Here is an 11,693-nt window from a genome sequence, read left to right on the forward strand (position 1 = left end):
ATAGATATTCCAAGCCATTTGTATATGTTAATCTAAAACTACCCCACAATTCTAATTGAAATATCCCCCACCTTACAGTAAACTTTCTTATGAGAGGCATCATAAGAGGGGGAAATGGAGATGATTAAATTGAGTGAAAAACAACACATCATAATATCGGCACATCTAAACGGAAAGTCTCAAAGGTCCATAGCTAGAGAGACTGGAATTGATAGAAAAACCATTAGTAAATATGTTAAAGAATACGAAGTGGCAAGACAAGAAATTTTGAATTTTAATGGAGGAATTGATGATATAAGAGAACTTCAGGACAGTATTGTTGAGAAACCTAAATACAATTGCATAAATAGAAAAAAGAAAAAATTAACCGATGAAATTATAAATAAGATAAAGGGGTATATTGAAGAAAACCAACAAAAACGGCATGCCGGGAGGCATAAGCAGCAAAAAAAGAAAATTGATATATATGAAGCGTTAAAAGAAGAGGATTACGATATAAGTTATCCAACTGTGAGTAACTATATAAATAAATTACTTGAGAATGGAGCCGAGGCATTTATAAAATCAGAATATGAGCTTGGGGATATTTGTGAATTTGATTGGGGGGAAGTAAAGTTAACTATTAATGCTGTGGATAGAACATTTCAAATGGCTGTATTTACATCTGCAAAAGGGAATTATAGATATGCACAGTTATTTGCTAAACAAAATTCAGAGTGTTTTCAAGAAGCTCATGCTTTGTTTTTTGAACATATAGGACAAGTATATAGAACAATCGTTTATGATAACATGAGAGTTGCAGTTAAAAAATTTGTAGGACCTACTGAGAAAGAACCTACGGATGCATTGCTTAAAATGTCCATGTATTATGGCTTTGATTTTAGGTTTTGCAATACTCGAGCTGGAAATGAAAAAGGTCATGTCGAGCGAAGTGTAGAGGTAGTACGACGTAAGTCTTTTTGTAAAAATGATAGTTTTAAATCATTAGAAGAAGCTAATAAATTTCTGATGGAAACATGCGATAAATTGAATAGCCAACCACATAAAATAAAAAATATGAAGACTGCAAAAGAAATTCTTAATGAGGAAAGACAACATATGGGGCCTTATATTGCAAAACTTGACACTGCTAGGATAGAAGAACCTAGAGTGGATAAATATTCGACATTCTCAGTGAATACCTGTCGGTATTCTGTACCTGATATATATGTTGGAAAAAGAATATTCATAAAAATATATTCCAATGACATTGTTTGCTTTAGTGAGGGTAAAAAAATAGCTTCCCATGAAAGGAAGTTAGGATTTTATGAATGGTCTATTAAGCTTGAACATTATCTTAATACCTTTAAAAGAAAGCCAGGATCATTAGCTTCAAGCACTGCAATGCTACAAGCAGACCCTAGGATTCAAAACATCTATGATACCTATTATAACAAAAAAGAGAAAGATTTTATAGAATTACTTTTATTTATAGGTAAAAGCAATATCTCTAAGGTCCTAAATGCAATAAATTTATTAAATAAAATAAATCCTACGGATATAACAACCGAAAAAATAAAGTCTATTTGTAATAGAGATTATACTAATTTTATCGAAAATAATGTTATCCAACTAAATTCAACTGTTGAATTTAAACCTAACGGTTTACTAGATGTGTATAAATCTTTAATACCAATATCAACGGAAGATTTTAATAATGAGGTGGCTATAATATGATAAATAAGAAGAAATTATATAAAGATATTGAAGAATTAGCAATAGATCTTAAACTTGCAGGTATAAAAAATAACTTTGAGGTGGGTGCGAAAGATGCTTGCATTAATGACATAAGCTATGAAGAATTTCTTTACAAATTATTGGAAAAAGAATCTGTTTTAAGAAGTGAAAGTAGTAAACAAAATAGAATTAGAATAGCAAAGTTTCCTTATAAAAAATATATCGAAGATCTTGTAGTTGAAGATTTACCAGTTGATGCTAAAAAGAAATTAAAGACGTTAAGTTCACTTGGATTTATTAGTACAGGACAAAATGTAATTTTAGCTGGAAATCCTGGGACAGGCAAGACCCACATGAGTATTGGCCTTGGAATAAAAGCTTGTTTAGCTGGCTATAAAGTTCTTTTTATTACGGTATCATCGCTTATCACCCAATTAAAAGAAAGTCGTTCTCAGAAAGTATTAAGAGCATTTGAAAATAAATTTGATAAATATGATTTAATTATTGCTGATGAATTGGGATATATTTCTTATGATAAAGAAGGTTCAGAACTTTTATTTAGTCACTTATCATTAAGAGCAGGTAGAAAATCAACTATAGTAACCACAAATTTATCCTTTGAAAGGTGGAATGAGATATTTAAAGACCCTATTATGACCGCTGCAATGATCGATAGACTTACGCATAAGGCATATATAGTAAATATGAATGGTAACTCCTACAGATTAAAGGAAACTAAAGAATGGCTCGCAAAACAATAATAAAATTTCCCTTCACTATATAATTAATTTGGAGGGAATATTATTTTTTTTACAATTTTTGGTGGAGGAGTTTTGGGTTAGAATATGGGGGAGTTTTCAGGTTCTTTCCAAAGTTAGTTGAAATGCCTCGTAAAATGTAATATAATAGTATGATCAGAATACTAAAAAGGAAGCTATTTTATGGATGAAATTATAAAATTATTAGATGAAAATTTAGATTACATAAGTCATAAAATTATAGATGATACGATTTTCATAAATGTAGTATCTAATCGCAAAGAAGTTACATGTCCTCATTGTGGAAAACCTTCTTCAAAAACACATTCTCATTATAAAAAAAGTTTTCAAGACTTACCTATACAAGAAAAAAAGGTTAGGGTCATTTTAGGCAATAGAAAAATGTTTTGTAATAACCCCGATTGTAACCATACTACTTTTGCGGAAGGCTTTGATTTCCTTGAATTTAAAGCAAAAAAAACAAAAAGATTAGAGAGTGAAATTATAAATATATCAATGAACGTTAGTTCACTTACAGCTACAGAGCTTTTAAGAAATAGTGTTGCTGACGTAGGTAAAAGTACGATTTGCAATCTTTTAAAAAAAAGATACCGGAGTTTGTCAACATAGTTGTCGCACTTTTTAATTTTAATCTTTTTATGATGACGCTTTCTCTATGAGAATAAGCTCTTCTTCCTTTATTGGATTTAAAGACACATATTCGGGTAAATTCCAATTTCTGATTTTCCTACTCCACCTTTCAGGATGATTCTCTTTTGCCATTTCATACACTCTTTTTCTATTCTCTATAATATCTTTGTCCAAGCTATAATGACGCTGATATGGGGTCAAATATTTGATGCCACTATGCATATGAACATGATTGTACCAATAGACGAATCTAGTCACCCACTCTCGTGCGTCAGCAATACTTACAAACCCACCATTAGGGAATGCTGGAACATACTTCATTGTCTTGAATAATGATTCCGAGTAAGGGTTGTCATTGCTTACCCGTGGCCTTGAAAAGGAGCTCTGAACCCCTAGTTTCTCTAATGTAGCAAGGAAAGTTGCAGCTTTCATAGGACTTCCATTATCAGAGTGAAGTATAAGAGGCTTACCTGATATTTTCTGAGAAAGAATGGCGCGTTTAATAAGGAGTTGGGCATATTCTGCATTCTCTGTTTCCCAAACTTCATAACCAACAATCATACGGCTGAACATATCTAGTATCAGGTATAGCTTAAAGTATAGACCTTTCACAGAGCCGTCAAGCCAGGTTATGTCCCACGTCCAAACTTGGTTTTGTGCGGTTGCTATGTGGGTAGGCGGAACCCTTTTTACAGGCGCCTTCGTCTTAAATCTATGAGTGTTTTGTTTTTCTTCTCTAAGTATTCTGTGAATCGTAGATTCTGAAGCAATGTAAATTCCCTGATCAGCAAGCTTTGGAACTATTTGTGCAGGTACTAAATCAGCATACTCGTGGCTATTTATAACCTGTAGAATCACAGCTCTTTCTTCATCACTAAGCTTGTTTTTAGGGGGATTCCTATGTACTATGGGACGTTTATCTTCCGTGGATTCTGGCGTTAGCGACCATCGTTCATAGGTCCTAGTTGATATTCCAACTTCGTTGCAGCATGGGCTCACCCGAGCACCAGCTTGCACCGCTTCATTAATCAGTTTTAAAGCTTTAATGCGATCTGAGGCACTGATTAGTCTTCCTCTTGGTCCCCCCAAATCGCATGGACGTTTTTTCTTAGTACTAAAAGTGCCGCTGTTTCGGCTAAAGCTTTTTCTTTGAATCTAAGTTCTTTTTCAATTTTTCTGACTTTATCTTTTTCTTCTTTTAGTTCAGTTTTTAATTTTTTAGGATCTTCTATGCTACCACTGTTTGCATTAATACATTGTGATTTCCAGGCTTTTATATCATCTTTGTAGGTACCTTTTCTTCTGCAATATTCACCAAGTTCTTGCTCAGTTAAAGTGGCTGCCTCAAGAACCATATGAAATTTTTCCTCTGATGTCCAATCACCATTTTGTCTTAAAATCTTTATTCCCTCTTTTTTTTCAGCATCTTTAATCCATTTATAAATTGTACCTTTATTTATCTTTTTATCTAGTGAAACTTTAGTTATACTTTCTTTTCCGGATCCTGTTACTCTTGCAAGTACTTCTTTTCTTATTTCTTCAGGGTACCCAATTTTACTAACCATGATATATTTCTCCTCTCGTAAAGCTTATACTGTATAGTATACTATATTTCTCTCTACGACAACTATCTTAACACATAGGGATACCCCGATTATTGATAAGTGGAAAATTACAAAAATATGTATCGATGATTTTGCTATTAAAAAAAGAGAATCATATGGGACCATCATGATAGATATTGAAACGCATCGAGTTATAGATTTAATTTCTTCACGAGATTGTGAAGAAGTAGTAAAGTGGTTAAAATCATATCCTAATCTTCAAGTTGTTTCTAGAGATGGTTCTATTACATATAAAAAGGCTATTACTTTAGCACACCCCAAAGCGATTCAAGTAAGTGATAGATTTCATATTTTAAAAAATCTAACCTCCTATTGCAAAGATTATCTGATGAAATATTTAAAACCCAAGGTAATAATTGATGTAGTCAAAATGGAATCAAGCAATGTGACTACGAAAACACCCATTCAAAATAAAAAAGTAACACTAGAAGAAAAAATAATGAAAGCGATTCAATTATTGCATCATGGTATTGGCAAAAGCCAAATTTGCAAGCAATTAAATATGGACATCAGAGTATTTAATAAATTATTGGCTATGAATGATAATGAGCGTTCATTCTATTTAAAAAGTCCATTACAAATATCCCATGAAGGTAAAGTAACAAAAAAAAATGAAATAATAAATATTGCAAGAGATATGCACAACAATAATCATTCAGTAAGATCAATTGCTATAGAACTTGGAATGTCACGAAAGACAATTACTAAATACTTAGATGATAATGTGTCTGCTATAAATGGGAATTATAATGTTAAAAGAAAAAGTATTTTAGATCCTTTTTTAGAAGAGATTAATAAATTAATAGATAAAGGACATACTTCATCTGACATAGAAAATGTAATTCGTCAAAAAGGTTATAATGGCTCTGACAGTACTATTCGTAATTATAGAGCTCGCTTAAAAAAATCAATTCATGAAACTTATAAAAATAGTAAAACTTCGCCTGCTACAACAGATTTGGTTGACCGAGGTCAATTACTAAAATTATTGTATAAACCACTAATTAAAGTAAAACGATTGTCTATTGACTATGTAAATAAAGTAAATGAAAAATATCCATTATATAAAGAGATAATCGATTTAGTAGGTGAATTTAGAAAAATTCTAAAGAACAAAGAAATAACTAAAATTAGTAAGTGGATGGAACAAGCATCTTCTTTAAACAATAAATATATTAATTCATTTATAAATGGAATAACCAGAGACATTTCAGCAGTTAAAAATGCAATTATATATGATTATAATAATGGGTTAGCAGAAGGCAGTGTGAATAAATTAAAAGTTATAAAAAGAATTATGTATGGTCGTAATAGCTTTGATATGTTGTATAAAAAAATATTATGGCTTGAAAAAAGACGTAAAATCAACTAACATTGGAAAGAACCAGTTTTCACTTGACAAATACACCATTATGTTTTCATATTTAGGTTCTTTCTTAATCTTACTCAACTTTTTTCTACATTCATTAAACAATTATATCTGCTTTATCTTCTGGTAAGTCATTGACACAATGCATATTTCTAGTCTTATTATATTTATTATTCACTTTCCTTAAACTAAAGTTATATCCTAGATATTTCATTTTATCATTATTCAAATCATATATTTTCGTCTTATTTTGATTGATTTTCAATTTCAAGTTCTTTGTTAAGTACCTATTTACGCTATATTTAAATTTTTCAGCGTGATATTTACTTTCACAAAGTATAAGTATATCGTCAGCATATCTTACATGAATACCAATTTTCAAATTAGTATATCTCATATTTCTTCTACAGTTACCATTACTATTAACAAACTTTTTCGTACTCTTATCATGCCAATCATCACCTTGGTCTCTTAACCAATGTTGGCGCTAACTCTTATAACACATTATATTTAATTATCAACCTCCATAGATAAAATATTAATAGAATCAATTGATTTTATAGTAACCGTAATCTTTCCATTGTACCCTTTCTCAATATATCCTTCTAAATATTCTTCGTGATTTCCTCCTTTTCTGTCTACATAACAAAGTTTAAGTGAACCACTTGTGAAATTATCTGGTAGTTTTAGTTTTGTTTTCTGTACTTTTTTTGAAGATACTGATGGAAGTTCAATATCACTAAGCGAATTTGAATACTTAATTTTCAAACCAGATACTGTTTTATCTGTATTGTTTTTAATAGAAATATAAGTACCTCTTAAAGATAGATAAATGCCTACAATAACAAAAGTGATTACTATAATTGAAATTATGATATAACTTAATTTATTTTTTCTCACTACTTTCTTTCCCTCTCAATTAAAATTAAAAACATATGTAAATTATACTTTTAAATTACATATGTTTCAATTCAATAACCGTATATACAATGATTTATTTTGCATTTTATAGTATATATTGTAAAATATACTATAAACAAGCTATTAGGGGGTAAAAATGAAAAAATCACGTATAAAATTTCTATTAACGACACTATTAATAGCCACTTTATCAAACTCAGTTGTGTTTGCTCAACCTAGCATAGTTACAAATAACTTAAATAGTTCTAAAGTAACACAACAAGAAATAAATACTTATGATGATATTATAACGAAAAATGGTCATATATTATCATATGAGGATTTTTCAATGATTCAAGATGAAATACAAAAAAACGGTAAAAAATTTACTGATAACGATGTTAAAAAATTAATTGTAGAAAAAATTAATGAAAAAACAGCAATTTCAGTTACCTCTAGGTCATATACTATATGGGGCAAAGAAGGGGTGCTATTAGGTCAAAATAAAAATGAGTGACACCTTGTAGCTCATAGCTGTTATAAATTTTCTTATTTAAAAACTTCCCTTTTTATCATGACTATGAACATTCAACTAATTATGAATTATTTCTAATTATAATTTAGATAGAACTAATACTGAGCCGCAAGGGGGATTTCTCTTGCGGCTTTTTTCGTGAATTAAAAATCTATGAAATGTAAATAAAAGATTACTGTAATTTGTAATATCCGCTGCTAGAATTCGTTTAATATTTTTTCAGCCCATGCATCACGTTCCGAAGAACACATATCTGTATTTCCGGTTTCCATAGCTTTCTGATAAAATCCACATTTATTCTCAATGGTTGCTAGTATCTTATTAAGTTCTTTTATCTGATTTTCTACATCTTGCTTTCTCTGTTGCATCATATCATAGCGTTTTGGAACAGAAGAAAAACCTTCCACACACCATATGACATATTGTTTGATTTCTTTTAGCAACATACCGGTACCTTTTAAACACTCTATCGTATTAAGAAGAATGATATCTCTTTCATGAAATACTCTTCTGCCATTTGAACTCCGTTCTATAAAAGGAAGCAATCCTTCCTGCTCGTAATAACGCAGAGTATATATTGATACATGCATTTTCTCTGCGATCTCTCCAATTGAATAGTTCATTAAAAACCTCCAGTTATATTAATGTAAAACTAATTTATAAAATTCCTTAGAGTGTAAAATAAAACTTAAAATAAAACGTTAAATGAAAGTTAATGAAAAAATACTTGACCTCGAGTAAGCTAGAGGATATAAAATTAAATGTAACACAGAAGCGAATAGCTGTCAATTTTGAATTAGTACATAATTTACAATGGAAAATTTTATTTTTAAATACCCAACAAAGGACTATTTTGAGACGGAAGCTACACAAAAAAACCTGTTAAATGTGGAAAAAATATCATTCAAAATGAAACAAAATTGATTTTATTCTTGCCGTAGGTGGAGGTTCTGTCATTGATTGCTTTTGCCATACGTATAAAATGGTTATCACAAACATGTTTGTTAATGCAATGAGTAAAATATGCCTTGCTAAGTTTAATAATTTCAAATAATTGAAAAATATAGGATATTAAAAAAATCAACAAAATTATTATCAAAATCTTACAGAGGGCAATGGAAAAGCATCAGACCGTATCAAATGCATACAATGTGAGCATATTAAAATTACAGAATGGTTGCAGGAAATTACAAAGACTTTTGAGGCATGAAATATGATTGAGGAAGTTCTATCAGTTTGATTACGGATAAGGTATGCTAAAGCGGGTTGTTGACTCCTGCAACATCTCTGCTGGCTGGAAGCTATAAGAGGATGACCCATCAGGATATATTGAAAATATTAGAAGAATGTTAATAATAAGTAGGAGGTAAAAACATGAAAAAAGTAATTTCTTTTGCACTGTCGATAATAATGATTTTTGCATTGTCTGCCTGTGGTAGTAACAAAAACCCTTCTAAAGAACCCTCAGCAGAAGATAAGACTATAGATGAAACAAAGCCTAATACAGAGGTTAGCGACTCCAAAATATTGGTAGTCTATTTCACTATGCCGGAAACGAACGGGGTTGATTCTGTGACAGGAGCCAGCCGTGTGGAAGCAGGTGATAAAGTGATGGGTAATACCCAGGTTATCGCTCAAGCGATTCAGAAAACTACCGGAGGCGACTTGTTTGCTATTGAAACCGTGCAACAGTATCCAGGAAACCACGACACTCTTGTGGCTCAAGCTACGGACGAAAAGGATGCAAATGCAAGACCGAAACTGTCTACACATATTAAAAACTTAGACAATTATGATGTGATTTTTATTGGTTACCCAATCTGGTGGGCAGATATGCCTATGCCGATGTACACTTTCTTCAAAGAATATGATTTCAGCGGTAAGACTATCGTTCCGTTTTCCACACATGGCGGCAGCGGACTAGCTAGCACTATTAGTACTATTGCCGACTTGCAGCCCAAGTCCACTGTGGTAAAAGATGGATTTACTGTATCCAGAAACAGCGTAGCATCCGCCGAAAATGATGTGATTTCTTGGGTTCGTAAGCTTGGTTTTGAGAAAAAATAGGAAAATGTTTTTATAAGCTTTGGGTTTTTCACTGCCTTTACTGTTAAACGGACAATTCCGGCTTTTGAAGGCGAGGCATGATAGAGTATGTATTAACAAAGAAATCAAAGTATAAAATTGGAGGTAATAAAGTATGAAAGTATTATTAGTAAATGGAAGTCCTCATGAAAAAGGATGTACTTATACAGCATTAAACGAGGTAGCAGAAACTTTAAATCATGGAGGAATAGATACGGAAATATTTCAAGTAGGAACAAAGCCATTAGCTGGATGTATTGCCTGCAAAAGCTGTGTAAAAACAGGTCGTTGTGTATTTGCTGACAAAGTCAATGAATTTCTTGAAATAGCAGGAGCTTTTGATGGCTATATATTTGGTTCTCCGGTACACTTTGCAGCTGCCAGCGGAGCGATTACTTCTTTTTTAGATCGAGTATTTTATACGGATTTTAATGGAGGCAGACAGACATTTTACCTGAAACCGGCAGCATGTGTCGTATCTGCCAGAAGAGCTGGAACTACAGCAACGTATGATCAGTTGAATAAGTATTTTGGACTGATGCAGATGCCAATTGTTTCTTCACAATACTGGAATATGGTTCATGGGTCAACTCCGGAGCAGGTAAACCAGGATTTAGAAGGACTTCAGACTATGAGAACTCTTGGAAGAAACATGGCATTCTTCTTAAAGTGCAAAGAAGTCGGAATAAAATCAGGTATTGATTTGCCAGAAAGGGAAGAGGCTACATTCACAAATTTCATTAGTTAATGATAGTACTTTTCTTTGACGATAATAGCAGTATTCCACTTACGTAATTGATTGCGGTTAATGTACATTGAAATTTAGAACCAAGTTTTATGAACACATTTTCTATTTCAAGGGACGATGTCATTATCTCAGGAACATATGTAATTGTCCAAAATCTTTAAATTTAAGCAATCAGAGAAAGTTAATGTAATAAGATAAAATAATAAATTTCAATTGAAGAAAAGAGGATAACATGAATTCAAGAATATTAATTGTGTATTACTCCATGGATGGAAATACGAAACAGATTGCAAAAAAAATTCAAAAAGTAACAGGTGCAGATATTGTGATAATAGATACAGTTAGTTATCCCTTATACTGGAACGGATAATGAAATCGTACAGCAGGGAGAAGATGAAGTAAACCGTGGATACAAACCTGAAATAAAACCACAGATTGATATTATTGATTATGACACCATTATCATTGGGACACCTACCTGGTGGTATACTATGGCACCCGCAATTCATAGTTTTATTGATTCTCATGATTTTACTGGTAAAACAGTTATTCCATTTCAAACTCATGCTGGATGGCCTGGACATGCATTAATAGATGTTACAGCTGCATGTATAGGCGCAAACGTAGTAAATGAAAAAACTATCCATTTTAGTCCGCGTCAGTTTGGTCTTTTAGAAACACCAGAAAGAGAATTGAATCAATGGCTAGAGTCTGTGCAATAGAAAAATGGTAACATATCATCATTAAAGATGAGTAAGAAATACTAACATAATAAATTAAACAGAAGGTTTGAAAGTTAAAAAACGTAAGTCCTGGGGACTTTCTGAAGCAGGGTTGGAAACCATTCGTCAACGTACGAAATATCATTTTCGCTGACACTACCCCAAAAATAAATTGACTATTTTATTTTTGGGAATGGCATTGCAATTTTACTTATTTTTCCACAGTTATACAATAATCTTATAATAATTATTCATCACCCTCATTGAATAATTATTATAAGATTGTCAATAATTTAGCTATCCTACTTTAGTTAAAAAATTATTTACAAAAGCTTATAAATAGATTAGCAAAAGATGCAAAAGTAATTCTACATCCGATGAATAATTTGAGAATTATTTATAGGAGGAATTGTCATGAAGCATCTTAAAGTAGGATTTTTCGCAGTATCCATCATAATACTTTCCATACATTATAAGGTAGTTGAGATTAATTTTAATATCCTGTCGAAGAATGTAGGAAATATTGCTGTATGGATAGCTTGTACTATGCTAGGAGCGATTATTTCATCCTGGCTTGAATAATG

At 31.7% G+C, this 11,693-nt stretch carries 15 protein-coding genes; 10 read left to right on the forward strand and 5 right to left on the reverse strand.

The annotated features are described in order from the left end of the window. The first annotated feature begins 120 nt into the window (after positions 1 to 120). The 3 genes from istA to ACWJJT_RS05380 all read left to right on the forward strand — a co-directional run bounded on the left by istA (position 121) and on the right by ACWJJT_RS05380 (position 3,104). On the forward strand, positions 121 to 1,716 hold the full coding sequence (istA, locus tag ACWJJT_RS05370; RefSeq protein ID WP_462954843.1) for an IS21 family transposase: 1,596 nt from the start codon (positions 121 to 123) through the stop codon (positions 1,714 to 1,716). Next, positions 1,713 to 2,477 carry an IS21-like element helper ATPase IstB gene (gene istB, locus ACWJJT_RS05375; protein WP_253198316.1) on the forward strand — a complete coding sequence of 255 codons (765 nt, stop codon included), beginning with the start codon at positions 1,713 to 1,715 and terminating at the stop codon, positions 2,475 to 2,477. The genes istA and istB overlap by 4 nt, the downstream gene beginning before the upstream one ends. 180 nt (positions 2,478 to 2,657) lie before the next feature. Continuing rightward, on the forward strand, positions 2,658 to 3,104 hold the full coding sequence (locus ACWJJT_RS05380; RefSeq protein ID WP_462956295.1) for a transposase family protein: 447 nt from the start codon (positions 2,658 to 2,660) through the stop codon (positions 3,102 to 3,104). Positions 3,105 to 3,131: 27 nt separating this feature from the next. Here the strand turns inward: ACWJJT_RS05380 and ACWJJT_RS05385 are convergent, their stop codons facing one another. Together ACWJJT_RS05385 and ACWJJT_RS05390 are read right to left on the reverse strand one after the other, a co-directional pair. Then, positions 3,132 to 4,214, reverse strand: coding sequence for an IS3 family transposase (locus tag ACWJJT_RS05385; RefSeq protein ID WP_462956296.1), 1,083 nt, complete (start codon positions 4,212 to 4,214; stop codon positions 3,132 to 3,134). Then, on the reverse strand, positions 4,190 to 4,690 hold the full coding sequence (locus ACWJJT_RS05390; protein WP_220287247.1) for a hypothetical protein: 501 nt from the start codon (positions 4,688 to 4,690) through the stop codon (positions 4,190 to 4,192). The genes ACWJJT_RS05385 and ACWJJT_RS05390 overlap by 25 nt, the downstream gene beginning before the upstream one ends. Before the next feature lie 106 nt (positions 4,691 to 4,796). Here ACWJJT_RS05390 and ACWJJT_RS05395 point away from each other — a divergent pair, with 106 nt between their 5' ends. Further along, positions 4,797 to 6,122: an ISL3 family transposase gene (locus ACWJJT_RS05395; protein ID WP_462956745.1), complete on the forward strand. Its 1,326-nt coding sequence runs from the start codon at positions 4,797 to 4,799 to the stop codon at positions 6,120 to 6,122. A gap of 94 nt (positions 6,123 to 6,216) precedes the next feature. Here the strand turns inward: ACWJJT_RS05395 and ACWJJT_RS05400 are convergent, their stop codons facing one another. Beyond that, a complete protein-coding gene (locus ACWJJT_RS05400; protein WP_462956297.1) occupies positions 6,217 to 6,516 on the reverse strand; it encodes a reverse transcriptase domain-containing protein in 300 nt (99 codons plus the stop codon). Between the two features lie 113 nt (positions 6,517 to 6,629). After that, entirely contained in the window at positions 6,630 to 7,019 is a 390-nt protein-coding gene (locus ACWJJT_RS05405; RefSeq protein ID WP_462956298.1) for a hypothetical protein, read from the reverse strand. A 157-nt stretch (positions 7,020 to 7,176) separates the two neighbouring features. Between ACWJJT_RS05405 and ACWJJT_RS05410 the strand changes: the two genes are divergently transcribed. After that, complete coding sequence (locus ACWJJT_RS05410) at positions 7,177 to 7,536, forward strand: hypothetical protein (protein ID WP_462956299.1); 360 nt, start codon at positions 7,177 to 7,179, stop codon at positions 7,534 to 7,536. Positions 7,537 to 7,751: 215 nt separating this feature from the next. Here ACWJJT_RS05410 and ACWJJT_RS05415 read toward each other — a convergent pair whose 3' ends face one another. Next, positions 7,752 to 8,177, reverse strand: a complete 426-nt coding sequence (locus tag ACWJJT_RS05415) for a MerR family transcriptional regulator (RefSeq protein ID WP_462956300.1) — start codon at positions 8,175 to 8,177, stop codon at positions 7,752 to 7,754. Between the two features lie 751 nt (positions 8,178 to 8,928). Here ACWJJT_RS05415 and ACWJJT_RS05420 point away from each other — a divergent pair. The 5 genes from ACWJJT_RS05420 to ACWJJT_RS05440 all read left to right on the forward strand — a co-directional run bounded on the left by ACWJJT_RS05420 (position 8,929) and on the right by ACWJJT_RS05440 (position 11,691). After that, complete coding sequence (locus ACWJJT_RS05420; protein WP_462956301.1) at positions 8,929 to 9,621, forward strand: flavodoxin; 693 nt, start codon at positions 8,929 to 8,931, stop codon at positions 9,619 to 9,621. A gap of 133 nt (positions 9,622 to 9,754) precedes the next feature. Next, positions 9,755 to 10,387, forward strand: coding sequence for a flavodoxin family protein (locus ACWJJT_RS05425; protein WP_462956302.1), 633 nt, complete (start codon positions 9,755 to 9,757; stop codon positions 10,385 to 10,387). Between the two features lie 232 nt (positions 10,388 to 10,619). After that, positions 10,620 to 10,757 (forward strand): flavodoxin family protein, encoded by a 138-nt coding sequence (locus tag ACWJJT_RS05430; RefSeq protein WP_462956303.1) that lies wholly within the window; start codon positions 10,620 to 10,622, stop codon positions 10,755 to 10,757. A gap of 94 nt (positions 10,758 to 10,851) precedes the next feature. Then, on the forward strand, positions 10,852 to 11,109 hold the full coding sequence (locus ACWJJT_RS05435; RefSeq protein WP_462956746.1) for a flavodoxin family protein: 258 nt from the start codon (positions 10,852 to 10,854) through the stop codon (positions 11,107 to 11,109). Positions 11,110 to 11,523: 414 nt separating this feature from the next. Continuing rightward, positions 11,524 to 11,691, forward strand: a complete 168-nt coding sequence (locus tag ACWJJT_RS05440) for a hypothetical protein (RefSeq protein WP_462956304.1) — start codon at positions 11,524 to 11,526, stop codon at positions 11,689 to 11,691. Positions 11,692 to 11,693: the final 2 nt, after the last annotated feature.

The sequence above is a fragment of the Clostridium sp. CM041 genome (assembly GCF_055081035.1).